The organism is Candidatus Paralachnospira sp. LCP21S3_A2 (assembly GCF_052118925.1).
Lineage (GTDB): Bacteria > Bacillota > Clostridia > Lachnospirales > Lachnospiraceae > Lientehia.
Window position 1 is genome coordinate 15,188 of the sequence record NZ_JBQKGG010000012.1, and the last position, 26,248, is coordinate 41,435.

At 50.9% G+C, this 26,248-nt stretch carries 24 protein-coding genes; 6 read left to right on the top strand and 18 right to left on the bottom strand.

What is annotated here, in order from left to right; genetic code table 11:
- Window positions 1–43 precede the first annotated feature (43 nt).
- Together trpS and ACTQ3K_RS09275 are read right to left on the bottom strand one after the other, a co-directional pair.
- The gene (gene trpS, locus ACTQ3K_RS09270) at window positions 44–1,111 is read right to left on the bottom strand and encodes a tryptophan--tRNA ligase (protein WP_441567303.1); all 1,068 of its coding nucleotides are present in this window, start codon (window positions 1,109–1,111) and stop codon (window positions 44–46) included.
- 1 nt (window position 1,112) lies between these two features.
- The gene (locus ACTQ3K_RS09275) at window positions 1,113–1,322 is read right to left on the bottom strand and encodes a DUF1858 domain-containing protein (RefSeq protein ID WP_441567304.1); all 210 of its coding nucleotides are present in this window, start codon (window positions 1,320–1,322) and stop codon (window positions 1,113–1,115) included.
- A gap of 314 nt (window positions 1,323–1,636) precedes the next feature.
- Between ACTQ3K_RS09275 and ACTQ3K_RS09280 the strand changes: the two genes are divergently transcribed.
- The gene (locus ACTQ3K_RS09280) at window positions 1,637–1,807 is read left to right on the top strand and encodes a DUF362 domain-containing protein (protein ID WP_441567306.1); all 171 of its coding nucleotides are present in this window, start codon (window positions 1,637–1,639) and stop codon (window positions 1,805–1,807) included.
- A gap of 152 nt (window positions 1,808–1,959) precedes the next feature.
- Window positions 1,960–2,946, top strand: a complete 987-nt coding sequence (locus ACTQ3K_RS09285) for a 2-hydroxyacid dehydrogenase (protein ID WP_441567308.1) — start codon at window positions 1,960–1,962, stop codon at window positions 2,944–2,946.
- A 203-nt stretch (window positions 2,947–3,149) separates the two neighbouring features.
- Here the strand turns inward: ACTQ3K_RS09285 and ACTQ3K_RS09290 are convergent, their stop codons facing one another.
- The 15 genes from ACTQ3K_RS09290 to ACTQ3K_RS09360 all read right to left on the bottom strand — a co-directional run bounded on the left by ACTQ3K_RS09290 (window position 3,150) and on the right by ACTQ3K_RS09360 (window position 20,270).
- Entirely contained in the window at window positions 3,150–3,863 is a 714-nt protein-coding gene (locus ACTQ3K_RS09290) for a helix-turn-helix domain-containing protein (RefSeq protein ID WP_441567310.1), read from the bottom strand.
- A 59-nt stretch (window positions 3,864–3,922) separates the two neighbouring features.
- Entirely contained in the window at window positions 3,923–4,567 is a 645-nt protein-coding gene (locus ACTQ3K_RS09295; RefSeq protein WP_441567312.1) for a flavin reductase family protein, read from the bottom strand.
- A gap of 3 nt (window positions 4,568–4,570) precedes the next feature.
- Entirely contained in the window at window positions 4,571–5,902 is a 1,332-nt protein-coding gene (gene dnaB / locus ACTQ3K_RS09300; RefSeq protein ID WP_441567314.1) for a replicative DNA helicase, read from the bottom strand.
- Between the two features lie 10 nt (window positions 5,903–5,912).
- A complete protein-coding gene (gene rplI / locus ACTQ3K_RS09305) occupies window positions 5,913–6,362 on the bottom strand; it encodes a 50S ribosomal protein L9 (RefSeq protein ID WP_441567315.1) in 450 nt (149 codons plus the stop codon).
- Between the two features lies 1 nt (window position 6,363).
- Window positions 6,364–8,400, bottom strand: coding sequence for a DHH family phosphoesterase (locus tag ACTQ3K_RS09310; RefSeq protein ID WP_441567317.1), 2,037 nt, complete (start codon window positions 8,398–8,400; stop codon window positions 6,364–6,366).
- Window positions 8,401–8,776: 376 nt separating this feature from the next.
- On the bottom strand, window positions 8,777–9,286 hold the full coding sequence (nrdG, locus tag ACTQ3K_RS09315) for an anaerobic ribonucleoside-triphosphate reductase activating protein (RefSeq protein ID WP_441567319.1): 510 nt from the start codon (window positions 9,284–9,286) through the stop codon (window positions 8,777–8,779).
- A gap of 101 nt (window positions 9,287–9,387) precedes the next feature.
- Window positions 9,388–11,577, bottom strand: a complete 2,190-nt coding sequence (nrdD, locus tag ACTQ3K_RS09320; RefSeq protein ID WP_441567321.1) for an anaerobic ribonucleoside-triphosphate reductase — start codon at window positions 11,575–11,577, stop codon at window positions 9,388–9,390.
- Window positions 11,578–11,912: 335 nt separating this feature from the next.
- Window positions 11,913–13,088 (bottom strand): NAD(P)-dependent malic enzyme, encoded by a 1,176-nt coding sequence (locus ACTQ3K_RS09325; protein ID WP_441567323.1) that lies wholly within the window; start codon window positions 13,086–13,088, stop codon window positions 11,913–11,915.
- Between the two features lie 176 nt (window positions 13,089–13,264).
- Complete coding sequence (locus ACTQ3K_RS09330; RefSeq protein ID WP_441567325.1) at window positions 13,265–13,876, bottom strand: hypothetical protein; 612 nt, start codon at window positions 13,874–13,876, stop codon at window positions 13,265–13,267.
- Between the two features lie 118 nt (window positions 13,877–13,994).
- Window positions 13,995–14,591, bottom strand: coding sequence for a hypothetical protein (locus ACTQ3K_RS09335; protein ID WP_441567327.1), 597 nt, complete (start codon window positions 14,589–14,591; stop codon window positions 13,995–13,997).
- A gap of 192 nt (window positions 14,592–14,783) precedes the next feature.
- The gene (gdhA, locus tag ACTQ3K_RS09340; protein ID WP_441567329.1) at window positions 14,784–16,148 is read right to left on the bottom strand and encodes an NADP-specific glutamate dehydrogenase; all 1,365 of its coding nucleotides are present in this window, start codon (window positions 16,146–16,148) and stop codon (window positions 14,784–14,786) included.
- 337 nt (window positions 16,149–16,485) lie between these two features.
- On the bottom strand, window positions 16,486–17,775 hold the full coding sequence (locus tag ACTQ3K_RS09345) for a dicarboxylate/amino acid:cation symporter (RefSeq protein WP_441567331.1): 1,290 nt from the start codon (window positions 17,773–17,775) through the stop codon (window positions 16,486–16,488).
- The gene (gene rfbD / locus ACTQ3K_RS09350; protein ID WP_441567333.1) at window positions 17,768–18,628 is read right to left on the bottom strand and encodes a dTDP-4-dehydrorhamnose reductase; all 861 of its coding nucleotides are present in this window, start codon (window positions 18,626–18,628) and stop codon (window positions 17,768–17,770) included. The genes ACTQ3K_RS09345 and rfbD overlap by 8 nt, the downstream gene beginning before the upstream one ends.
- Window positions 18,625–19,275, bottom strand: a complete 651-nt coding sequence (locus ACTQ3K_RS09355) for a GTP pyrophosphokinase (protein WP_441567335.1) — start codon at window positions 19,273–19,275, stop codon at window positions 18,625–18,627. Before ACTQ3K_RS09355 ends, rfbD begins: the two co-directional genes overlap by 4 nt.
- A 26-nt stretch (window positions 19,276–19,301) precedes the next feature.
- Complete coding sequence (locus tag ACTQ3K_RS09360) at window positions 19,302–20,270, bottom strand: S1 RNA-binding domain-containing protein (RefSeq protein ID WP_441567337.1); 969 nt, start codon at window positions 20,268–20,270, stop codon at window positions 19,302–19,304.
- Between the two features lie 193 nt (window positions 20,271–20,463).
- Between ACTQ3K_RS09360 and ACTQ3K_RS09365 the strand changes: the two genes are divergently transcribed.
- The 4 genes from ACTQ3K_RS09365 to ACTQ3K_RS09380 are packed head-to-tail and all read left to right on the top strand — an operon-like array spanning window position 20,464 to window position 25,637.
- Window positions 20,464–21,759, top strand: coding sequence for an efflux RND transporter periplasmic adaptor subunit (locus ACTQ3K_RS09365; protein ID WP_441567339.1), 1,296 nt, complete (start codon window positions 20,464–20,466; stop codon window positions 21,757–21,759).
- Window positions 21,756–22,436, top strand: coding sequence for an ABC transporter ATP-binding protein (locus ACTQ3K_RS09370; protein WP_441567341.1), 681 nt, complete (start codon window positions 21,756–21,758; stop codon window positions 22,434–22,436). Before ACTQ3K_RS09365 ends, ACTQ3K_RS09370 begins: the two co-directional genes overlap by 4 nt.
- Window positions 22,433–24,370: an HlyD family efflux transporter periplasmic adaptor subunit gene (locus ACTQ3K_RS09375; RefSeq protein WP_441567343.1), complete on the top strand. Its 1,938-nt coding sequence runs from the start codon at window positions 22,433–22,435 to the stop codon at window positions 24,368–24,370. Before ACTQ3K_RS09370 ends, ACTQ3K_RS09375 begins: the two co-directional genes overlap by 4 nt.
- A gap of 10 nt (window positions 24,371–24,380) precedes the next feature.
- Window positions 24,381–25,637 (top strand): ABC transporter permease, encoded by a 1,257-nt coding sequence (locus ACTQ3K_RS09380; RefSeq protein ID WP_441567345.1) that lies wholly within the window; start codon window positions 24,381–24,383, stop codon window positions 25,635–25,637.
- A gap of 104 nt (window positions 25,638–25,741) precedes the next feature.
- Here the strand turns inward: ACTQ3K_RS09380 and ACTQ3K_RS09385 are convergent, their stop codons facing one another.
- A complete protein-coding gene (locus ACTQ3K_RS09385) occupies window positions 25,742–26,248 on the bottom strand; it encodes a transcription repressor NadR (RefSeq protein WP_441567347.1) in 507 nt (168 codons plus the stop codon).

The following is a 26,248-nucleotide window of genomic DNA, read 5'->3' on the forward strand; positions in this document are numbered from 1 at the left end:
CACTGCTTACTCAGTGTGTCAGCCCTCCGTATAAACGATTTCTTTACGGCTTTAACAGATTATCATTCTCAAAATAATCGATCTTCATGGAATGGCGTACATCGGCAAGGGTCTTTGCCGCGGTCTCCTGCGCTTTTGCACTTCCGGCACGAAGGATCTCATAAACCTCGGGAAGACGGCTCTCCCAGAGCTTTCTCCGTTCACGGATCGGTGCTAGCTCTGCCTGGATCACCTTGTTTAAGAACTTCTTCACCTTCACATCGCCGAGTCCGCCGCGCTTATAATGAGCCTTCAGCTCGTCCAGACCGCTGTACTCCGGTAAAAATTCTTCGAAATATTCCGGTCTGCAGAATGCATCCAGATAAATGAATACCGGATTTCCCTCCACCTCACCGGGATCCTCCACGCGCAGATGATTGGGATCGGTGAACATGGACATGACCTTCTTCCGGATTTCATCCGGTTCCTCGGAAAGATAGATGCAGTTTCCGAGAGACTTGCTCATCTTCGCCTTTCCGTCGATGCCGGGAAGACGCAGGCAGGAAGAATTCTTCGGCAGAATGATTTCCGGCTCCGTCAGGGTTTCCCCGTAAACAGAATTAAATTTATGAACGATCTCCTTGCACTGCTCCAGCATGGGAAGCTGATCCTCACCGACGGGAACTGCCGTTGCCCGGAAAGCCGTAATGTCAGCCGCCTGGCTGATGGGATAACAGAAGAATCCCACCGGGATGCTGGCCTCAAAATTTCTCATCTGGATCTCAGCCTTTACCGTAGGATTTCTCTGAACTCTGGAAACCGTTACCAGATTCATATAGTAGAATGTCAGCTCGGTAAGCTCCGGAACCATGGACTGAATAAACAGTGTGGATTTCTCCGGATCAAGACCGCAGGCCAGATAATCCAGCGCTACCTGCATGATATTCTGGCGGACCTTTTCCGGATGCTCCGCATTGTCGGTCAGCGCCTGGGCATCGGCGATCATAATATAGATCTCATCGAACTTCCCGGAATTCTGAAGCCGTACCCGCTCCTTTAAAGAGCCAACATAATGTCCGACGTGAAGCCGCCCCGTCGGGCGGTCTCCCGTTAATATAACCTGCTTGTCCATATTACTGTTCCTTTGTTGCCAGATATTCATTCACGGTGTTCACCAGAGTGTCTGCATCGATTCCGTGAACCATTGCAGCCTCTGCAAGAGACTCTGCCTGAGAAGCGGGGCAGCCGATGCAGTGCATACCTGCACCCATCAGAATGGGAACGATCCCCTGATCGATCTGAATTGCCTCACCAATTAAAGTATCCTTAGTCACCTTAGCCATGACATTATTCCTCCTGTCTATAAACTTCCGCTTTTTTTGCGGACTACTTTTCGTATTATACCCTATTTTCCGGTGTATGTAAAGCCTGCGCGGCAGGCACGATGCGTCCGGATCCTGCCCGGACTGCTTTCTGAAATGCTGTTTCTTTCCCGTTATCCGGCAGCTGAATTTCATTCTCATTAAGCCACAGATTGCACTTGATTTTGCACTTGAAATTATGGAACACCTGTATTACAATACGCTTAGCGGCACAGACCCGTTTACTCTGTGCGCATAAGATTCAATCTGTTGATAAGAAAAGGAGGATTTCAATTATGGCAAGAGTTATTTCTGATGAATGTGTAGCATGCGGTACCTGCGCTGATGAATGTCCCGTATCCGCAATCTCCGAAGGTGATGGCAAGTACGAAATCAACGCTGATGAGTGCGTAGACTGCGGCGCTTGCGAAGCTGCATGTCCCATGGACGCTATCTCCGCTGAATAATTTCGGCAAATCCGCGAGGAGAGCTGAAAGGGCTCTCCTCTTTTTCCAAAACAGTTTGTTATTATTTTAACGTTTCTGTGGGACAAATTCCCCTATATCGGAATATCCTGTCCCATTTCACCCATACTTTCATATATATAAGGAGGAATTTTATGAAAATCTTATTTTATGACACCAAGCCTTATGACAAAGACAGCTTTGAACAGTGCCTTCCCAATTTTTCCGATATCACCATTGATTATCTGAAAACAGATATCTCCCCCAAGACGGCTTCCCTGGCCAAAGGATATGAAGCAATCTGCGCCTTTGTAAGCTCCGATCTTGGCGCTGAGACCCTGGATGTGCTTCATGAATGCGGCGTAAAGCTGATCCTGCTGCGCTGCGCCGGCTTCAATAATGTAAATCTGGACATCGCCAGAAAGCACGACATGATCGTGATGCGTGTGCCCGGCTATTCCCCCGAAGCAGTTGCGGAGCATGCCATGGCTCTGGCCCTGGCTGTCAACCGTCATCTTCATAAGGCCTATATCAAGGTTCGTGAAAACAACTTCAGCTTAAACGGCCTTATGGGCTCCAACTTCCACGGAAAGACCGCCGGCATCATCGGCACCGGAAAGATCGGCGCTGCCATGGCACGGATCTGCCATGGCTTCGGCATGAACGTCATTGCCTATGATGTTTACCAGAATCCCAGCCTGGATTTTGTCACCTATGTCAGCCTGGATGAGCTTCTCGCTTCCAGTGACCTGATCTCCCTCCACTGCCCGCTGATGGACAGCACCTATCATCTGATCAATAAAGATACCATTGAAAAGATGAAAGACGGTGTGATCCTCATCAACACCTCCCGCGGCGGCCTGATCCGTACCGATGACCTGGTTCTCGGAATCCGCGCCCACAAGTTCTTCGGCGTCGGCCTGGATGTTTACGAGGAAGAAACCCCTAACGTTTTCGAGGATCGTTCCGATGAGATCCTGGAGCATTCCACCACGGCAAGACTGCTCTCCTTCCCCAATGTCATCATCACCTCCCATCAGGGCTTCTTCACCAAAGAGGCACTGGATGCCATCGCCGATACGACCCTGTCCAACGCAGCTTCGTTCATGAGCGGTGCGCCGATTGAGGGAAATATGGTTTAAGATACCTATGGTTTAGGATACAGACGAAACGGGCAGGTTCCATTCCAGACTTCTTCCACCCGGAAGTCAGTCGCCTGGAATGGGACACTGCCCGTTTCTGTGTTTTCAAAATATCCCACTTCGAACGATCTCTTTTATGGCATTGATTGCCGTATTATAAGGAATCTGTTCTTATCTCTTTCCTGATCTCATCATCTATGTGTTCACTTCTTGTGTCCCCACAGCTTCTTTCGTCTCCGCCCCGGTACTCTGGTGGCAGCCGCCTCCCGTTTCTGCTTCTGTACCCGCTGACAGGCCCGGATCGTTTCGTCCAGCTTCCGGTAGCGTTCCTCCTCCCGTTCTTCCCTGTCGCGCATGATGCAGTTCATCTCTTTCGCCACTTTATCTGAAATTTTATCGGAGATCTCGCCGCCGACCTGGCGGCTGAATTCCTCATGGTTGCGGCGCAGCGCCTCCGTCATGACCTCGGTCATGATATTCTGGAACTGCTCCAGCTTTTCCGGAGATGCCAAGGAGAAGGCTTCATCCGTATGTACCGAGCCGGATGCTTCCAATGGAAGCTGCCTGTCCTCGGTTTTCTGTCCGGGCAGGATCGTGAACGGAAGATCCTCTTTCACGGAATCTTCCACGGAGCCTTCCATGGAATCTTCCCCGGAGTCTTCCACGAAAAAGCCAGCCTCCTCTGCCGCCTCCTGCTCCTCTTCCTCGTGCAGGCTGGTTCTTATGGCCTTCAGCTGGTATCCAAGTTCCTTTAATTCTTTTATCCTCTGAAACAGCGCGAGCTGTTTTTCTGTATAGTAGCGATGTCCTAACTCGTTCCTGGGTATTTCAAGCTGTAACTCTTCCTCCCAATATCGTAACACATGAGCCTCCACATGAAGTCTTCTGGAAGCCTCCGAGATCAAATAATGGGCCAAACCTCGAAACTCCTTTCTGATACAGGTAATGGCAGGGAATTTTCTGCCTTTCCCTGCCATTATATACCATTTTGCGGTTTCTTTTCAATGCGTTTTCCCGGTCTTCCCGGAATTCTTTTCTGATTTTTCTTCGGTTTTGTCGTTTTCCTGCGAATGCTGTAGCCAAAGGTTCCGAGAGCCTCGGAAAGTCCGAAATATGTCCCGTGGGAATAAGCCAGAGGCCCGGCCTTCTCCAGCCGGAATTTCCCCGACTCATCCAGATAGGCAGGATCAACCTGAACCGCCTTTACCAGCGCCAGGAACATATGATGGGAGCCCAGCTCCTTCACCTCGGTCACCTTACATTCAATACTCACCGGGCTTTCCGCCACCATGGGGGCTTCCACCTCAGAGGCTGCCTCCGGTGTCAGGCCGGTTTCCTTCCATTTATCCACATCCCGGCCGCTTTTGACACCGCAGTAATCCACCGCCCGCGCCATGGCTTCTGTGGTCAGATTGATCACAAATGCCCCGGTCTCGCGGATCATACCATAGGAATACCGCTCCGGGCGGACAGAAACGTACGCCATGGGCGGATTGGCACAGATCGTCCCCGTCCATGCGGCCGTAAACAGATTTTTCTTTCCTTCCCGGTTCTGGCAGCTCACTAAAACAGCCGGAACAGGATAAAGCATATTTCCCGGTTTCCAGATTTCTTTCGCCATCGGTTATTTCTCCATACTCACAAACTTCGTATAATCCGGCAGCCATACCAGATTGACCGTTCCGGTAGGGCCGTTTCTCTGTTTTGCGATGATGATCTCCGCAATGTTTGGATTTTCCGTATCCTTATTATAATAATCATCACGATAAATAAACATGACCACATCGGCATCCTGCTCGATGGCGCCCGACTCTCGAAGGTCTGACAGCATGGGCCGCTTGTCGTTTCGACTTTCCACTGCACGGGAAAGCTGGGACAGGGCGATCACCGGCGCACCGATCTCTCTGGCAATTGCCTTTAAGGACCTTGAAATCTCCGAGATCTCCTGCTGCCGGCTCTCAGAGGAACGCTTTCCGCCGGACATGAGCTGTAAATAGTCGATGATGATCAGATCCAGGCCATACTCCAGCTTGAATTTCCGACACTTGGAACGAAGCTCCGAAACCGAAATTCCCGGCGTATCATCGATGATCAGACGGGAGCTTCCGATAATCCCGACGCTCTCTACCAGCTTGTCCCAGTCGGTGTCCGACAGATTTCCGGTCCGCAATGCCTGAGAATCCACCCTTGACTCCATGGCAAACAGACGGTTCACCAGCTGTTCCTTGGACATTTCCAGACTGAAGATCGCCACTGTATAATTTTTCCGCAATGCCGCATACTGGGCAATGTTTAACACAAATGCTGTTTTTCCCATGGACGGACGGGCCGCCACAAGGACAAGATCCGAGGGCTGGAGACCGGACAGCTTGTAATCCAGGTCGGTGAAGCCGGTTGGAATTCCCGTGATGGCACTTTTATTTCTGGAGGCCTGCTCGATCTTCTCCAGCGTTGCCAGGGCAATGTCCTTGATCGGCGTAAAATCTCCGCCGCTCCGATCCTTCAGAAGATCAAAAATCCGTTTCTCGGTATCCTCCAGGATCACCTCCAGCGGTTCATTGCCGCCGTAGCAGGCATCGGCGATCTCCTCGTTTGTTTTGATGAGACGCCGCAGCACTGCTTTCTCATAAACGATCCTGGCATACTGGCGCACATTGGACGAATACGGAACAGCTGTGATCAGATCCCGGATAAACTCCACGCTGCAGATCTCCGGCGGAACATTTTTCTCCCGCAGGCGATCCTGGAGCGTTACCAGATCCACCGGCTTTCCTTCGGAATACAGCTCCACCATGGTCTCAAACATAACGCCGTAGCGCCGGTCATAAAAATCATCGCCATGGACGGTTTCCATGGCGGTGACGATTGCATCCTTATCCATCAGCATGGAGCCGATCACAGACTGCTCCGCCTCGATGCTGTGGGGCTGGATCCGTTTGATTATCGCTTCATCCATGGAAGCCTCCTTATTTCTGCTCTGTCACATGAACCCGGAGCTTCGCAGTCACCTCTCTGTGGAGCTTCACCATGACCTCATGAACACCCAGGTTCTTAATGGGCTCCTGGATCTGAAGCTTCTTCTTGTCAAGCTCCAGGCCAAGCTGTTCTTTTACCGCTGCCGCAATCTCCTTGGAGGAAACAGAGCCGAATACCTTTCCGCCCTCACCGGATTTTACCGCCAGCTCAACCTTGGAGGCCTCGATCTTCTTTCCAAGCTCCTTTGCCGCCGCAAGCTGCTCCGCCGCTACCTTATCGGCATGAGCCTGCTGAAGCTTTAAATCATTCAGGTTCTTTGCATTGGCCTCGACACCCAGCTTCTTCGGCAGAATAAAGTTTCTTGCATACCCGTCATTTACCTTTACGATCTGGCCTTTTTTCCCAAGGGCTTTTACATCTTCCAATAATACGATTTCCATGTTATAACTCTCCTTCATCTAACATCTTCTTAATGGTTTCTTTTACCTTCTGTACCGCTTCTTCCATGGTACAGTCTGTGAGCTGAGCTCCCGCCACACTCATGTGACCGCCGCCGCCCAGCTTCTCCATGATCAGCTGCACATTAACCTCGTCAATGGAACGGGCACTGATATAAATCTTGCCCTGAAACTCTGTCAGTACGATGGACGCCTTGATGCCCACAATATCCAGAAGCTCATTAGCTGCCTGGGCGCCGATGATGGTCGGGCTCTCGATGTTCTCGCCCGGGCAAACTGCAATAGCAAAGGCATCCTCAAAGACCTCCGCCCGGTGGATCGTCTCCGCCTTCGCCTTATAATCCGGCATGCTGTCGCGGAACATCTTGCGGACTCTGGTAACATCTGCGCCGTTGCGCCGCAGAAATGCCGCCGCCTCAAAGGTACGGACACCGGTTTTATTCATAAAGTTGTTGGTATCGATCACGATTCCGGCGTACATGGCATCGGCCTCTGCCTGTCGGATCTTCACATTGTCACCGATATACTGAAGCACCTCCGCAACCATCTCGCAGGCAGAGGAAGCATACGGCTCTACATAGGAAAGCACCGCATTGGTGATACACTCTCTTGTCTGCCGGTGATGATCCAGAACGACCACCGTCGGAATCATATCCAGCAGCCGGGAACACTCCGTAAAGCTGGGGCGGTTCACATCCACCACCACCAGCAGCGAATTGGCATCTGCCATCTCAATGGCTTTATCTCCGCGGATAAACATATCCTCTGCATAATCCGGATTGTTCAGGAACCGCTCCTGAATAGGACGCACCGATGAAGTCACATCATCCAGCACAATATGAGCCTTTTTGCTGAGCTCACTGCAGGCCCGGTAAATCCCGATCCCGGCGCCGAGAGAATCCACATCGCCGATCTTGTGTCCCATGATGAATACCTGCTCTCTGGTCTCGATCAGCTCCCGCAGCGCATGTGCCTTTACACGGGCCTTCACGCGGGTATTCTTCTCCTGAGACTGGGATTTTCCGCCATAATAGGTGATCGTCTCGCCATCCTTGAGAACTGCCTGATCACCGCCGCGGCCAAGCGCCATATCGATAGCCGTTCTGGCATATTCATAATTCTGGATATAGCTTCCTCCGCCCATGCCAAGACCGATGGACAGCGTCACCGCCATGTCGTTTCCGATATTGACTGTCTTTACATCCTCCAGAAGCGAAAATCTGGCCGCCTTTAAATTGTCCATGTACTGATTCTTTATGACAATGAAATATTTATCCTTCTCGATCTTCTTTACGATACCGCCCATGCTGTTGACATACTTGTTGATCTTCCGGTCGATCAGTGCGATCAGCAGAGAACGGCGCACATCCTCGATGCTCTCAAGGGCTTCTTCGTAATTATCCAGATAAATAAGCCCCGCCACCAGCTTCTGATTTTCGATCTCCTGCTGGAACCGGATCTTTTCCGTCTCATCAAACAGATATGCCGCGATCAGCCCGACACTGAAGCCCTCTTCCTCCTCCAGCTCCGATTCATCGGACATATAGATATTTTTCAGATGAAGCCGATAGTAGCGGTTTTCATAAGAAACATCATAAATCCTTTCCTCCTCAAAGGGGGACAGCTCCTTATCCTGCAGCTCCGGGAACAGATCACTCAGCTTCCGTTTCCAGTTTTTATCCTTCCGTACCACGCCGGAAAACGCATGGTTGACCCACAGGATCCGTCCCTGTTCGTCCAGAAGCGCATAGGGAACATCCAGATCCGACAGAAGCTGTTTCTGGATCTGCGCATGGTTGACGGCAAACACCAGAAGCTCCCGCATGATCAGCGGACGCTTTATCAGAAAAAACCAGCCGGCAATCATCAGATAGACCACTGTTAAACCGGTGCAGATCAGCCCTGCCTGCACACTGAAGCTATAGGCCACTCCCGTCATAAGAAGCACGATTGCTCCCAGATAAAACGGCCAGCCCATAAATCCCTGAAGCCAGCCCTTCAGCTTTATATCATTTTTCATCAGACTCTCCTTTGGCACAGGCTCCGGACAAAGCAAGCCCCTTAAGCTGTAGTTATATTTTTCACCTGCCATGGCTCGTTTTCGGCAGCTCCCTCGCAGTGCCCGCTCGAAAATCTTCGATCTCGAAAATCTTCGATTTTCTCTTCGATTCCCTCGTTTTCGGCAGCTCCCCCGCAGTGCCCGCTCGAAAATCTTCGATTTTCTCGCTGTGGGCTGTCGCCCTATAAAACCCACGGGTATCTTTCCGCCATGAACAAGTTCCTGCGGAAGATACCCGTGGGTTTTGCACTGCTCATAGCTTATCATAGTATACCATTAAACCGCTTTTATGACAAGCTATGGGCAGTGTTACTCTCAAGTATACGTTGGTACTTTTTTATCGTGATCCTGTCGGTGCCTGCTGTTCCTTCAGCTTCAGTATCCTCTGGTTCCGGCTTCCCCGGAACCGGAGCGTAATGTCTTTTTCTTCTTCGATGAATTTTCCGTCCACCAGCACATCAATATAGGAAAGCATCTCGTCGGTGACATCGGTATGGACCCGGCCGCCTTCTGCCATCTCCACATCATAACGATAGCCGCTGTAACACCAGATATCCTTTTCCGGATATGTCTCACGGACTTTTTTCAGGATCTTCACGCAGGTTTTCTGGTTCTCCGGTTCAAAGGGCTCGCCGCCAAGGAGTGTAAAGCCCTGAATGTAATCCGGAGCCAGGCAGGAGAGAAGTGTTTCCATGGTCTCCTCCGTAAACGGCTGTCCATATTGAAAGTTCCAGGTTTCCGAATTAAAGCAGCCCTTGCAGCAGTTGCGGCAGCCGGAGACAAAGAGCGTCACCCGCACGCCCGGGCCGTCTGCAATATCATATTCTTTTATGTTTCCGTAATTCATGATCCAACCTCCCCGCCGGAAATTCTCCGGATATCAATGGCGCCGCCCGCACCGGACTTTCCCGGCCGGTTCACGGCGCCACATATTCCGTTTATATAATTTTACAGATGAAGCACACGATCCTTGATTTCCTGGGTACGTCCCTGATTCCAGAACTGGGTTCCGATATAACCGCAGGTCCGCCGTGCCACAAACATCTTATCCTGATCACGGTTTCCGCAGTTGGGGCATTCCCAGATGAGCTTGCCGTCCTCCTGCTCCTTGATCTGGATCTCTCCATCGTAGCCGCAGCACTCACAATAATCACTCTTGGTGTTCAGCTCCGCGTACATGATATTCTCATAAATGAACTTCATTACCGACAGCACCGCCGGAATATTGGTCTGCATGTTGGGCACCTCAATGTAGCTGATAGCGCCGCCCGGAGACAGCTTCTGGAATTCCGACTCGAATTTTAACTTGCTGAACGCATCGATCTTCTCCGTTACATGAACATGATAGCTGTTGGTGATATAGTTTTTATCCGTCACTCCAGGAATGATGCCAAACCGCTTCTGTAAGCACTTGGCAAACTTGTAGGTCGTGGATTCCATGGGCGTTCCGTAAACGGAATAGCTGATGTTCTCCGCTGCCTTCCACTCCGCACACTTATCGTTGAGCTTCTGCATAACCGCCAGAGCGAAGGGCTTTGCCTCAGGATCCGTATGGGACTTGCCGATCATTCTCATACACATCTCATAAAGTCCTACATAACCAAGAGAAATGGTCGAATAGCCGCCATATAACAGCTTGTCGATGGTCTCTCCCTTTTTCAGTCTTGCCAGTGCACCGTACTGCCACAGGATCGGAGCTACATCGGAAATGGTTCCCAGAAGTCTCTCATGTCTGCACCGCAGTGCCCGGTGGCAAAGCTCCAGACGCTCCTCCAGGATCTCCCAGAATTTCTCCATGTCGCCTTCGGCGGTGCAGGCCACATCCACCAGATTGATGGTCACAACGCCCTGATTGAACCGTCCGTAGAATTTATGGCTTCCGTCTGCATTCTTCTGGCTGTCCTCCACAGTCAGGAAGGAGCGGCAGCCCATGCAGGGGTATACACAGCCCCTCTTTAATTCCCGCATCACCTTGGCTGAAATATAATCGGGCACCATACGCTTCGCCGTACATTTCGCCGCCAGCTCGGTCAGATGCCAGTACTTGGAATCCTCCGTGATATTATCCTCATCCAGCACATAGATCAGCTTCGGGAACGCCGGTGTGATCCATACACCCTTTTCGTTCTTAACGCCCTGCATTCTCTGGATCAGGACCTCTTCAATGATCATGGCAAGATCATCTCTTGTCCGTCCCTCGGGAACCTCGTCCAGATACATGAACACAGTCACAAAGGGAGCCTGACCGTTACAGGTCATCAGAGTGATCAGCTGGTACTGGATCGTCTGGATCCCGCTCTTGACCTCATCGCGGAGTCTCCGTTCCGTCACCTTGTCGATGATATCCATATCCAGCGGTTCCCCGCATTCCTTCCGCTCCGCGATGACATTTTTCTTTAATTTCTGGCGGCTCACATCCACGAAGGGCGCCAGATGCGCCAGCGAAAAGGACTGTCCGCCGTACTGGTTGCTGGCAACCTGCGCCACGATCTGGGTCGTCACATTGCAGGCAGTAAAAAAGCTGTGGGGCTTCTCGATCATCGTCTCGCTGATGACCGTTCCGTTCTGGAGCATATCCTCCAGATTGATGAGATCGCAGTTGTGCTCCCGCTGTGCATAATAATCTGTATCATGAAAATGAATGATTCCGGCCTCATGAGCCTGGACGATCTCCTCCGGAAGCAGTACACGGCGGGACAGATCCTTGCTCACCTCACCGGCCATATAATCACGCTGAGTCGAGTTGATCACCGGATTTTTATTGGAATTTTCCTGAGTCACTTCCTCGTTAATGTTGTCCAGAAGCGACAGGATTCCGTTGTCGGTGGTATTGGATTTTCTGGTCAGCTCCCGCTTATAACGATAGCGGACATATTTCTGTGCCACCTCATAACCGCGCATTTCCATGATCCCGGTTTCTACCATGTCCTGAATATCCTCTACATTCACCGCATGCATCGATTCCGCGATCCGGTCAGCCACATTGTCAGCCACTGCCAGGATCTGGTACTCGTTCATCTGATGAAGCTTATCCACCTCACCATTCGCTGCCGTAATCGCATTTACAATTTTGGAAATATCAAAGGCAACTTCCTCCCCGTTCCGCTTAATTACCCGGTTTTTTACATGCGTTCCCATAACCATTCTCCTCCCTATTTTTCGCTATCCGTATGCCGTCTGTGTCCTTCAGGCTTCTCTACACAATATATTGATATCTTTTTCTATATCTAGCACAATATATAGTTGCAGTGACTATGATAACACAACACTTAGGTTTTGAAAAGGGGCTTTTTCCTTTTTTCATGTTTTTTAAAAAAACAAGAAGTCAACTATTCCACGATCTCTATAACAGCAGGCTCAGCTTCTTTTCCATCCCCGACAGTGTTTCATGTACATCAAAAGGAGGCCCGGGGTTCTCCGCGCCTCCTTAACCATTTCATTTATCAGCACCCCGCACGGCGTGCTTTTTACTCTTACAGTCTTGCTACGCCGGTATCTCTCGCTGCCTGAGCAACTGCCTTGGCAACCGCAGGTCCCACTCTCTTGTCGAATGCCTTGGGGATAATATACTCGGGAGACAGCTCCTCATCGGTGATCAGACTGCTGAGAGCCTCTGCTGCCGCAATCTTCATGGCATCATTGATATCGCTTGCGCGTACATCAAAGGTTCCACGGAATACACCGGGGAATGCAAGTACGTTATTGATCTGGTTGGGGAAATCGCTCCGTCCGGTTGCGATAACCTTTGCACCGCCTGCCTTTGCATCCTCAGGGAAGATCTCGGGAGTCGGGTTTGCACATGCAAAGATCACAGCATCCTTTGCCATGGTCTTTACCATATCGATTGTCAGCACTCCGGGGGCGGAAACGCCGATAAATACATCTGCGCCCTTGATCACATCTGCCAGGGAGCCTGCTTTCTTTTCTTTATTGGTCACAAGTGCCATTTCTTCTTTGATAGGATTCATTCCCTCTTTCCGGCCTTCATAGATCGCACCCTTGCGGTCGCAGAGGATCACATTCTTGTAGCCGGCGGACAGCAGCAGCTTTGTGATGGAGATCGCAGCGGCACCTGCACCGTTTACAACGATCTGAACATCTTCCTTCTTCTTTCCGACTACACGCATAGCGTTGTTTAAGCCTGCCAGAGTGATGATGGCAGTACCATGCTGGTCATCATGGAAGATCGGGATATCACATTTTTCCTTTAACTTCTTCTCGATCTCAAAGCATCTGGGAGCGGAGATGTCCTCCAGGTTTACACCGCCGAAGGAACCGGAGATCATGTAGATCGTGTTTACGATCTCATCCACATCCTTGCTCTTAATACACATAGGGAATGCATCCACATCACCGAATTCCTTGAACAGAACGCATTTTCCTTCCATAACCGGCATACCGGCCTCAGGACCGATATCGCCAAGTCCGAGAACTGCGGTACCATCAGTAACTACAAGACACATATTATGACGGCGTGTCAGCTCATAGCTCTTATTTACATCCTTCTGGATCTCCAGGCAGGGCTGTGCAACACCGGGAGTATACGCCAGGGATAAATCATCCTTTGTTTTAACAGGAACTCTTGATACTACTTCAATCTTGCCTTTCCATTCTCCGTGGAGGCGCAGGGATTCTTTTGCGTAATCCATAGTAATCTGATCTCCTTCTTCTTTATATAAATTCATCATTCATCTGTCCGTCCGTGTTTGTCAATTTATTCACAACCAGGGGACGATTTTGATTATAACATATTACTTTTTCAGAATCAACTACTTAACGGAGTTTTTATATTTGGTAACCAGTTGAGAAAGTGAAAGATGGATGCCTAAAATTCTACCGTACCGCTGAGATAAACCTCAAATTTCCCTATACTTTTCGTTATCCCCACTCTTCCCGGTACGGATACAGAACCTCTGTTATAATTTTTTACCCATGGACGTGACCATGGATATGAGCCATATTCTGTTTGTTTCGGAAGATCCGGCCGTTCTACCAACAACAGCCACTGGTCGGTCCACTTCGGAATAAGATCATCCCGCGCCTCGCATTTAAACTCTATTTTTACGTTTTCTTCTTTTGCCAGACGTTCAAGTTCATCACGATAAATCCGGTACTTTTCATAATTATCAGAGGTGCAGTCCGTCACATACATCTCTTCCGACATGGAGAGAATCCCCTGTCTTACTTTTTCCCTCTGCCACACAAATTTAAAATACTTTTTCCCACAAAATTTAGCTCCTGAGCAGATGGCACACGCTCTTCTTTTTCCCACTTCGCCTTTTCGGAATATTCCTATGGAAATATTCTTTTTGAAACCTTCCTTCAATGTATTAAAATCTGCCCTGGCATCCTCCAGAACCTCCTGTTTCATTTCTTCCCGCGACTTTGCTTTTGCAGTCTCCGGCACCACTGCCCGAAGTTCATCCTGAAATGACATATCTTCTGCTCCTCCCCGTTTTTATTTTTTGTACGTTATCGTTTCTGCTTTATCTTTTCCGTTTTCCCATTTCTGTTCTTTTTCATTATACTACATTTCAGCCCTCCTACAAAACCACTTATTCCAGGATCTGCCACCGTTCATACCGGCATGGTTCTCCGTTCTGTACGTTCCGGAATGCCTCATCATTTTTCTGTTTTCGCCTCCATACATCCTCCCAGGAAATAGAAATTCCCGCTTCCCGGCACAGGCAATAATAGACAAGCGTATTCGGTACATAATAGGGGTTTTCCCACACTTCCCGGTCGGATCTTCCGCTTATCCGAAGTAGTGCCGCCGCGACCGCCGGACTGCGGGAACCGCCTTTGGAACAGCAGACATACAGATCTGTCACAGTCTCCGGCAGCTCTTCCAGAAATCGCAGGATCGCCCGTGCGTGTGCCCCGCCAAACGCCCCTGCATACTGCGGATCTTCCACATCCGGAAACGGCAGGATCAGAATATGGTTCTGGCCGCATCGTCTCAGCGAAGGCGTGACCCGGCCGGTACAGCTTATGAGGGCATTCCGCTCCGGCGGCAGGTCAAAAGCCTCCGCCGAAACCGCCGTAACTGCCAGGATATGAATGGAATATTGGGGAATCCGGATTCTTTTTCCATGTTCCGCTTCATGTCTGTCTATAAATGTTTTCCCGTTTCCTGCTTTATATCCCGCCATGTCAGACACACATTTCTTCTATAATAATAGATCAACAACAAATTTTCGGATTCATCTGTCACTTCAGCTCCATCTTACACGCTCTCATCGGACAAAAACAGACCAGGCTCACAAAACCACTTACAAAATGTGAAAGGAGCCGGTGTCTCCACCGGCTCCCTTCTGAGGTAATATGTAGATGTTAGATAGATTTTAGAATACTCCCTGCTCATACATCGCCTGAGCAACCTTCTTGAAGCCTGCGATATTCGCTCCGGCAACAAGGTCATAACCAAGACCGTACTCTTCTGCGGCTTCTGCGGAAACCTTATGGATGTTCTGCATCATCTTATGAAGCTGTGCATCAACTTCCTCTGCAGTCCATACAAGACGCTCGGAGTTCTGAGACATCTCAAGACCGGAAACGCCTACGCCGCCGGCATTAACTGCCTTGGAAGGAGCAACGATCATATGCTCCTGTCCGCGAAGATAATTCAGAGCGTCGTTGGTGGTAGGCATATTTGCCACCTCGATGTAATACTTTACGCCGGAAGCTGCGATCTTTTCTGCAGATTCCATACGGACATCGTTCTGAGTAGCCGCGGGCATATATACGTCAACATCCTTAACGCCCCAGCACTTCTCACCGGGAACAAATTCAACACCGAACTTGTCTGCGTAAGGCTTGCAGTGCATAGGATCCTTTGCACGCATTTCAAGGATGTAGTTGAGCTTTTCTTCTGTAACAACACCTTCCGGATCATGAATATATCCGTCAGGACCTGCGAAATATGTAACCTTTGCACCAAGCATAGCAGCCTTCTTCATGATGCCCCAGCCTACATTGCCGTAGCCGGAAATAGCAATTCTCTTGCCCTCGATGGTATCATTCTCGTGCTTGAGAACCTCCTGAAGATAATATACTGCACCAAAGCCGGTTGCTTCCGGACGGATCAGGGAACCGCCGTAGCTGAGGCCTTTACCGGTGAGAACGCCGTTCTCCCAAACGCCCTTCAGGCGGCGGTACTGGCCATACAGATAACCGATCTCACGGCCGCCGACACCCATATCACCTGCGGGAATGTCGATATCGGGTCCGATATAACGGTACAGAGCTGTCATATAGCTCTGGCAGAATCTCTCAACCTCTGCTGCAGACTTGCCGGCAGGATCAAAGTCGGAACCGCCCTTTGCACCGCCCATAGGAAGACCGGTTAAGCTGTTCTTAAAGGTCTGCTCAAAGCCGAGGAACTTGATTACGCCCTCATAAACATTTTTCTGGAAACGAAGACCGCCCTTGTACGGTCCGATCGCACCGTTGAACTGGCAGCGCCAGCCACGGTTTGTATGATATTCGCCATTGTCATCCATCCAGCATACACGAAATGTAAACATACGCTCCGGCTCTACCATTCTCTTAAGCAGATCTGCCTTCACATACTCCGGATGTGCATCCATGATCGGAGAGATCGATGAAAAAACCTCCTCAACAGTCTGAACGAATTCAGGCTCATTCTTATGTGTCGCTTTTACATAATCAATTACACTTGCTACGTAAGGATTTAAATTGTTACCCATAACCTTATTCCTCCTCATGCTCTTTTCTAAGTGGCAGCTGGTATTCTCTACACCCCCATGTAGTGTCTCCATCTGCCCTCATTATTTCTCAAAAAGAGATATCTGTCAACACCCCAGTTTTATTTTAGAATTTTCGAAAGTTTCGGCGGTTTATGCAGAGGTTTTTATCATTTTATTCCGGTTTTTCATAAAAAAATTAAGGGCTCCCTGCCCCGGAGCCCTTAATTCAGCCGATCTTATTCGTGCATAATGTACAGTTTAATTGGATTTTTCTTTTTTCTTTATGCAATTCGTTGTGCAATTCGCAGTTTTTACAGGTGTCTCACTTTTGTCTCGGCTACAACTCCGGATTCTTTCCGGCATTCATGTCGTTAAAGACCTCCTTGTCGAAGCCGCCGGCCTGATGTGCCACGATGGTCGTGCAGACCGCGTCTCCGGTGATGTTGACTGCAGTACGGCTCATATCCAGGATCCGGTCGATTCCCATAATAATACCAATGGCCTCCACCGGAAGTCCCACCGATGCAAATACCATAGTCAGGGTCACCAGACCGACCCCGGGAACTCCTGCCGTTCCGATCGATGCCAGGGTTGCCGTAGCAATGACCATGGCATATTCCTTAAGACCCAGAGGAATTCCGAAGGCCTGCGCCGCAAATACAACCGCCACGCCCTGCATGATGGCGGTTCCGTCCATATTGATGGTCGCGCCAAGAGGAATCGTGAAGGAGGAAATCTTCTTGGTGACTCCTATTTTCTTGGACAGAGTATCAATGGACATGGGAATAGTGGCATTGGAGGTCGCCGTGGAAAAGGCGAAGCCCATGACCGGTGCAAATTTCTTTAAAAACTTTAACGGATTGGCTCCTGTAAAGATCTTTAACATAAGCATGTAGACCACGCCGCACTGGATCACCAGCGCCAGCATCACCCCGGCCATATATTTGATCAGGTTTGCAAACGCACCAAATCCAATGTTGGTAAACGTCTTTGCCACCAGACAGAACACACCCACCGGAGCCACCTTCATGACCATCATGGTCATTTCCATCATCACATCATTGAACTGGGCGAAGAAGTTGGAAACCACCTCGGCCCGCTCTCCGAGCTTTGCCAGGATAATGCCGATGATCAGGGCAAAGACAATGATCTGAAGCATATTTCCTTCCGCAAGTCCCTGGATCGGATTCTTCGGAATGATGTTCAGCAGGGTATCCACCAGAGACACCGACTGTACCTCTGCCACCTCGGCAGTCTGGAGACTGGACACATCCAGGCCGATGCCCGGATTGATGAGATTTCCCACGGCCAGCGCCACCGAGATCGCCAGAGCCGTTGTCACCAGGTAAAAGGCCAGGGTCTTGATTCCGACCTTTCCAAGGCTCTTCGTATCGCCAATGGCGGAGCTTCCGCACACCAGGGAACAGAATACCAGCGGTACCACCAGCATCTGCATGAGACGCAGGAAGCCGGTTCCGCAGACTTCAAAGATTCCGGCGACAAATACCTGATCCCGCACATAGCCCGCCGGAGCAAAATAGTGGAGCAGTACTCCGGTCAGGGAGCCCAGAAGCAGAGCAATAAATATGTACGTTGTCAGGCCGATTTTCTTTTTCTTTTTATTCATTGATCTTTTTCCCTTCCATGAACCTTGCAAGGGATTCCTTCCAGGTCGGCATCTGGTGGATTCCCGACATCCGCATCATGAAATTATCCAGAAGCGTATAGCGGGGACGGTTCACAATGGACGGATTGTCTCCGGCCGCCAGCGGCTCGATCCGCACATCCTTTCCCGACAGCCGCACAATCTCCCTGGCAAACTCATACCGGCTGCACATCCCCTCACAGGAAGCATGATAAATTCCATACTCGGAGGAATGGATCAGCTTGACAATAAACTCTGCCAGATCATCGGCGCTGGTAGGCGTGCTCACCTGATCCACCGGCACAAAGATCGTGTCTTCGGTCAGAAGCCCGTCCAGAATATAACTTACAAAGTTGTTTTTCGTGTTTCCGTAGATCCAGGAGCTGCGGACAACCATGTGTTTCGGTGCCAGCTCCCGTACAAACTGCTCCCCGGCAAGCTTGGACTTTCCGTAAACAGTCCGGGGATTTACCCGGTCAAACTCCGTCAGAGGATGCTTTGCCGTTCCGTCGAATACATCGTCGGTGGAAATATGGATCAGCTTTGCATTGACCTTTCTTGCTGCGATAGCCAGGTTTCTTGCTCCCAGGGCATTAACCTTAAAGGCAGCCTCAGCCTGACGTTCACATATGGCCAGATCGGTCATGGCCGCACAGTTGATCACCACATCCGGGTGGTTGATATTTACAAATGATGTAACCTCCTCCAGATCGGTCACATCCACGTCCAGATCTGAGGTCAGCACCTCGATCTTTACATCTTCATGGAGGATCCGGTAGATGGCGGAGCCAAGCTGACCTTTTGCTCCGGCGATCCATACGCTCAGACTGCTCATGATTGTCTCTCCTCTCCTGCCCGCTGCAGCGATTCATTCAGTGCCAGCATACGGCGGTCCAGATCGGCCGCCATATCGGCACACTCCTTTAATTCATCACACATATGCGCCGGTGCGGCGCCCTCAAATTTATAGTTGATCTTATGCTCCAGACTCGCCCAGAAATCCATGGCGATGGTGCGGATCTGGATCTCCACCTTCATCTCCACCTGCCCGCTGGACAGATAGATCGGTACAGAGATCACCATATGATAGCTCCGATACCCGTTAGGCTTCGGGTTCTGGATATAATCCTTCACCATGAGCACCTTCACATCGTTCTGTCTGGAAATGGCATCCGCCAGATAGTAAATATCCGAGGTGAACGAGCAGATAATCCGGACTCCGGCAATGTCATGAAGCTCCCGGTACATATTTTCAATCGTAGATTCAAAGCCCAGCTTCTTTAATTTTTTTACAATGCTCTCCGGCGTCTTAATCCTGGCTTTTACATGTTCGATCGGATTATAGTGGTTGATCTGCTGAAATTCCTCACTGAGGATATTGATCCTGGTCTGAACCTCCTGAAGCGCAGACTTGTAAAGGAACATGAGCGTCGTCCACTGGTCGAGCTGATCATATTCCTTCGGTAACTGAGGTATTGCCATAATCGTACTTCCTTCCCAGATGTCCCTTAATCAAGCTTGAAGCCCTTTAACAATGCCCCAAGGCTGGTGGCCGCCTGCCCCTCTTCTGTATACTCGATGTGCTCTGCGGTATCCTCCGGCTCTGCCACATCGAGAAGTGCCTTCATGCTGAGGCTCAGCTTTCCGTCCTTCACAGCCGTGATCTTTACTGTCACCCTCTGTCCGACGCTTAACACAGCTGCCGGTGTTTTCAGGCGTTTGTCACTGATCTGTGACACATGGAGCAGACCGGTGGCGCCATTGTCCAGCTTCACAAAGGCTCCGTAGTTCTGGATCGTTTCCACTACACCCTCAGAGACGGCCCCGACCTCGCAGGCTGCGATCTTCTTCTGGCGCTCTTCCATCTCCTTTGCGTAAGCCAGCTCTCTGGCGGAAAGCACCAGACGTTTTCCTTCTTTTTCACAGGTGATCACCTGAACGTCAAGCTCTTTCCCCAGCCAGTCCTCCAGATCCTCCACATATGTGGTGGACAGCTTGGACGCAGGAATAAACGCACGGATTCCTTCTACATAGGCGACTGCGCCGCCCTTTACGATCCCGTCGATCTTTACATGGATCGGTGTTCTGTCCCGGAAGCACTGCTCCAGCTTTTCCCAGGCCATCTGATCATTGGCTTCTTTTCTGGAGAGCAGAACATGACCCTGGCCATCATCCGTCTTTACCACGGTGGCAGTAATTTCATCGCCGTTCTGTACCGCTTCCTTTAAGACCACACCGGGATCATTCGTGAAATCCTCTTTTTTGATGATTCCCTCGGTATAGGACTGCAGATCCACTGTGATCTCATCCTCATCCACGCCGATGACTGTTCCGGTCAAAGCATCGCCCTCCCGTACCTGCTTAAACGATGCTTCCAGCTCTTCCTTATAATCGTCCATGGTTTCTGCCGGTGCCTCCGGCTCCTGGTTTTCTGCCTTTTCTGCTGCCAGTTCTATTTCTTTCTGCTGTTCTTCCATCGGTATCTCCCTCCGTTCCTTTTTTCTGAGCAAAGTACGCTCATCATAACTCTATTATATATAAGAAATGGCTTCCTTTGCAACCCTTTTGATTCCGCTTTTTTTAAGATATCTTAAGAATTTTCGTTGTTTCGTTTATCTGTCCTTTCTGTTAGAATGGAAGTAATCATTGGAAAACAACGGAGGATTGTCTATGAAAAAGAAACATCTTATCATCGGCGGTGCGGCCGTTCTGGCCGTGCTCGCAGCCGGACTGATCGTATGGCGCACCACGACCAGGAAGGGCGGTTCATCCGCTGAAGGAAACGCCCTGTACGCAGATTCCGTCGCCACGCTGACCGGAACCGGTCTCGGAACCCAGAACCGCTTTGCCGGTGTTGTGGAATCCCAGAGTACCTTAAATATCCAGCTGGAATCCGATCAGACTGTAAAAGAGATCTATGTTTCCAAGGGCGATACCGTAAAGGTGGGAACTCCCCTGTTCCAGTACGATACGGAAGATCTCTCCATGAAGGTGGAACAGGCCAACCTGGAGCTGGAAAGCATTTCCAACAGCATGGATACCCAGAAGGCCAATATTGCCCAGCTGGAGAAGGAAAAAAAGAGTGCCCCCGCCAGTGAACAGCTTTCCTACACCACACAGATCCAGCAGGCCACTCTGGAGCTGAAGCAGAAGGAATATGACTATAAGGTAAAGCAGCTGGAGATTGAAAAGCTTCAGAAATCCCTGGATTCCGCCCTGGTTCATTCCACCATCGACGGTGTGGTCCAGGAGATCAATGAGGCGCCCGGCTATGATAACTACACCGGCGAACAGAAGCCCTTTATGAGCATTCTGGCCGTTGGAAAGTACAGGGTCAAGGGCTCCATCAGCGAACAGAACATGGGAAATCTTTCCGTGGGACAGCGTGTGATCGTCCATTCCCGTGTGGACGAGACCATCACCTGGAAGGGAACCGTTGATACCATCGATACCGAAAAGCCCATTTCGGACAATAACAGTTATACTTCCAGCTCCGACGGCGGAAACCAGGCCTCAAAATATCCCTTCTATGTGGTGTTGGATTCCAGCGACGGCCTCATGCTCGGGCAGCATGTATATGTAGAGCCGGACTACGGATTCTCCACGGAGCAGAAGGAGGGGATGTGGCTCATGAGCTCCTACATCCAGGACATCGACAGCAGCCCTTACGTCTGGGCAGCCGATTCCGATGACAGGCTGGAAAAGCGTTCCGTGACTCTGGGCGAATATGATAAAGAAAATGACACTTACGAAATCCTGGACGGACTGAAGGGCACCGATTATATCGTATGGCCCAGCGAAGACTGTAAACCCGGCGTACCTGTCATGAAAAACGACGGTAAGATCCTCCCGTATTCCGATCCCGGTGACAATCAGATGGAGGGCATCGGCGGCGGCGACAATCAGATGGAAGCCATCGGCGGCGGCGACTCGGCTGTCCCCTCGGAGGAGGTGTCTGACCAATGATGTTGGAACTGGATCACATTTATAAGGATTATCTCCAGGGAAGGCTGACCGTCCCGGTCTTAAAGGATGTCACTCTCCACGTGGACCGCGGCGAATACGTGGCGATCATGGGGCCCTCCGGCTCCGGGAAGACAACGTTAATGAACATCATCGGCTGTCTGGATACGCCGACCTCCGGAGAGTACACCTTAAACGGAACCAGCCTGCTCCACCATAAGGACAAGGAGCTGTCCGCTGTCCGCAACCGCTCCATCGGCTTCGTATTCCAGAGCTTTAATCTGCTGCCGAGGCAGAGCGCCGTGGACAATGTGGCACTGCCCCTGCTCTATGCCGGTGTTTCCAGGAAGGAACGGCGGGAGCGCGCTGTTTCCGCGCTGGAAAAGGTCGGTCTGGCGGATCGCATGAATTTTAAGCCCACCCAGCTTTCCGGCGGTCAGAAGCAGCGCGTTGCCATTGCCCGTGCCATGGTCACAAAGCCGGATATTCTCCTGGCGGACGAACCCACCGGTGCACTGGATTCCGCCTCCGGTCATCAGGTCATGGAGCTGTTCCGTCAGCTCAACGAAGAAGGCATGACTGTCATCATGATCACTCATGATCCGGAGATTGCCGCCCACGCAAAACGGGTGCTTTTGATCCGCGACGGTATTTTAAGCGTCAGAGAGGAGGCCGTATGAAAAAGAAAAAACTGATCATCGGATCCGTATCCGGCGTTCTGGCCGTGGCTCTTGTATTCGGAGGAATTTCCTATGCCATGAAGCGGAGTGCAGCTCCGGTCAAGGTAGCTCCCGTATCTGCCATGAACAACGGCTACTGGAACGACAACAGCGATATTTCTCCTTATGGAAATGTCACCACCAATTTAAACCAGAATATTGCTTATGACAGCAGCCTGACCGTCACCCAGATCTATGTGAAGGAGGGGGACACCGTAAAAGTCGGAGATCCGCTGATCGCCTACGATACAACTCTGGTCTCCATGGAGCTGGAAATGAAACAGATGGAAATTGACGGACTTGGGTTAAGTATCCAGAATGTTCAGGCCGAATTAGACCAGCTTCGGAAAACAAAGCCTGTAGCTTCCGCGGCTCCGAGCGCTCTGGCCGGACTTCATCTGACCGCTTCCGGAGCCGGAAATAACGGCGTCCGCCTGCTGCGGACCGCCTCTGCCGGAACCGTGGCTCCCCGGACTTCCTCCGGCTCCGAACCGGCGGCAGCAGAAACCATCGACCCGTCAAAGGTCTATACAACGATTACCGCGGAATCGGTTCCTTATATGGGAACCGGAACCGAAACAGACCCTTACCGGTTTTATGTATGCCCTGCCGAAAACGAAAAAACCGTTTCTGTGGCAAAGGATTACCTGAAAAAAGCGGTGGAAGAAAAAAGCTGTGCCGTCTTTGATACGGTGGATGATCTTCAGGCCCCCACAAAGATCGTAAGCTCCTGGGAGATGGACTGGAATGAGATTGCAGAGCTGATCGGTCAGAGCCGGCCCTCCCTTGGAGCTCCGCTGACCGAGGCGCAGAACACCGCCATTGCAAACGGCCTGCTCCATACTGCTTCCATGCCGTTAGACGCAAATGCAGTAGAAAATCATTATGCCGGAAGCGGAACGGCAGCAGACCCCTACCTTTATTTATGTGAACCGGGAATCAGTGCCGACACGGATTTTCTGCGTTGGATCATGGAAAGCCAGGCCGTATGCCGGTTTGAAGTGGTAAAAGACGAGCTTATGCTTTATACCTGGACTCTGGACGGAAGTGCTGAGGAGCCAGAGAATCCGGATTCTCCCGAAGATCCGGATGGTCCTGAAGAGCCGGAGCCCGGCCTTCCCGACGGTCCCGGAATCGATATCCCCTCCGGCCCTACAAAAGAGGAGCTGGCAAAGCAGATCCGGGAAAAGGAAGAGTCCTTAAAGGATCTGGATCTCCAGAAGCGTACCTCTGAGCTGGCTCTGAAACAGCTGAAGCAGAAAATGGACGACGGACTGATCAAGAGCACCGTAAACGGCACAGTAAAATCTGTGACTGACGAAGAAACGGCCAAGCTGGAAAACAAGCCTCTCATTTCCGTGGTCGGCGAAGAGGGCTACTACATCACCGGCTATGTGGCAGAGACCGCTCTCGGCCTGGTACAGAAGGATATGACCCTGACGGTAACCTCCTGGAACAATGGCATGAGCTATGAAGCCACCATTACCAGTGTTTCAGGAACTCCCTCCAGCTCCAATTCCTACGGCGGCAGCAATCCCAACATGTCCTATTATCCGTTTACAGCAGTCATCAAGGGTGATGCGGAGCTGAACAACGGAGACGGCGTGGATCTGTCTCTGGACGGAGCTTCCTCCGGTGATACCACTCAGAGCGGGGACATCTATCTGTCCAGTGCCTTTGTGCGGGCGGATGGAAACCGTTCCTACGTCTACAAAAAAGGGGAAAACGGAAAGCTTGCAAAGCAGTATGTGGAAACCGGAAAGATCATGTACGGATCGGTGGAAATCAAATCCGGTCTTGATATGGAGGACGAAATCGCGTTTCCTTACGGAAAAAATGTAAAAGACGGGGCAAAAACGGAGACCGTTGACAGCCTCTACGACTACAAATATTAGGAGGTGCCCCATGCTAGAAAATATCAGACTTTCCTTTCAGGGGATCTGGGCCCATAAGCTCCGTTCCATTCTGACCATGCTGGGCATTATCATCGGAATCGGCTCCATCATCGCCATCGTTTCCACCATTAAGGGAACCAACGAGCAGATCAAGCAGAACCTGGTCGGCTCCGGAAACAACGCCGTGAAGATCCAGCTTTACCAGGGTGACTGGCCGCTGGACCTCACCTATCAGTCCGTTCCCGACGGGATTCCCGTGATCTCCGATGAAATGCTGGCGGAGATCACCGCACTCTCCCAGGTGGCAGACGCCTCCCTGTACCATACGCGGAACGAATACAACGCCGTCTATAACGGAAACCTGACCCTGGAGGGCGGAAATATTCTCGGAATCGATGCTCATTATCTGAATGTATACGGCTATCAGATCACCCGCGGCCGCGGCTTTACCGATAAAGATTTCACCGACAACCGAAAGGTCGCTCTTCTGGATAAAACGGCAGCCTCCAACTTATTCCAGGGGGATGACGCCATCGGAAAAACCATCGAGATCAAGGGAGAGCCCTTTACGGTCGTCGGACTGGTAGCCCAGAAGACAGGCTTCGAACCGGTCATCAATTCCATGGAGGATTATAACCGCTATGTATCGAACAACTCCAGCGGCATGGTCTGCGTTCCTGATCCGATCTGGCCGGTTCTGTATCAGTTTGATGAGCCCCAGAATCTGGTTGTCCGCGCCGTGTCCACCGACGACATGACCGAAGCAGGCGAAAAGGCTGCAGACATCCTTAATGCTTACCTGACGGTTTCCGATGATACCATCCGCTATAAGGCAGAAAATCTTCTGGAGCAGGCAGCCAAGCTTCAGCAGCTCTCGGCGGCAACCAACCGCCAGCTGATCTGGATTGCCAGCATCTCCCTGCTGGTGGGCGGTATCGGCGTTATGAACATCATGCTGGTGTCTGTCACCGAGCGTACCCGGGAGATTGGCCTGAAAAAGGCTCTTGGTGCACGAAAAACAAAGATCCTGGGCCAGTTCTTAACAGAAGCTGCCGTTCTAACCGGACTGGGCGGCATTCTGGGGATCGGCGGCGGCATCGGCCTCGCCTACATCATCTCCCACTTAACCTCATCTCCGGTCGCCATCAGCGTCCCGGCGATTCTGGTGGCTGTGATCTTCTCCACCCTTATCGGTCTGATCTTCGGGATCATTCCCTCGGTGAAGGCAGCAAACTTAAACCCCATCGACGCACTGCGCCACGAGTAACCTTTGTTTCACAGGACGTATTTCCCTGTGAAATAAAAGAGGAGCTTTCCTGGAAACTGGTGCCCTGACCCTCTGTCAAGGCTGCCAGCTCCGAAAAGCTCCTTTTATTTCATCAGAAATCCCTGCCTTTTTAATTCCTGTTCGATCTCATCCAGAATCTCTTCCGACTCCGCCTCCACGGTATGATAATGCTCCCCGCTGGTGATCGTGGACAACGGACTGGAATTGCCGTTTTCAATGCTGTTCACAAAGGAACGAACCTGGTGCCTTGTATGGATTCCCAGAGGCGCGCGCAGCTCCCCGTAAGGCTCATGCTCCACAAACACATCAACGACCGTACCGCCGAAATCCACAACGCTGTTGATTTCCGCCTCGATCTCCTCCGGTTTATGCTTGACATAAAACACACGGCTTACTTTTTTCGCCGTTTTGCAGAGGTATCCCCGGTTTGTTGCCAGGATCTCCATGTCTGCGGCACGGAGAAGCGCAATGTCCTGTACGATCACCTGACGGCTCACGCCAAGGAGCCCTGCCAGCTTCTCGCCGGAAATCGGTCCGTCACTCTCTTCCATGAGCGTTATGAGCTTCTGACGCCTTTCTTTTCCGTCCAT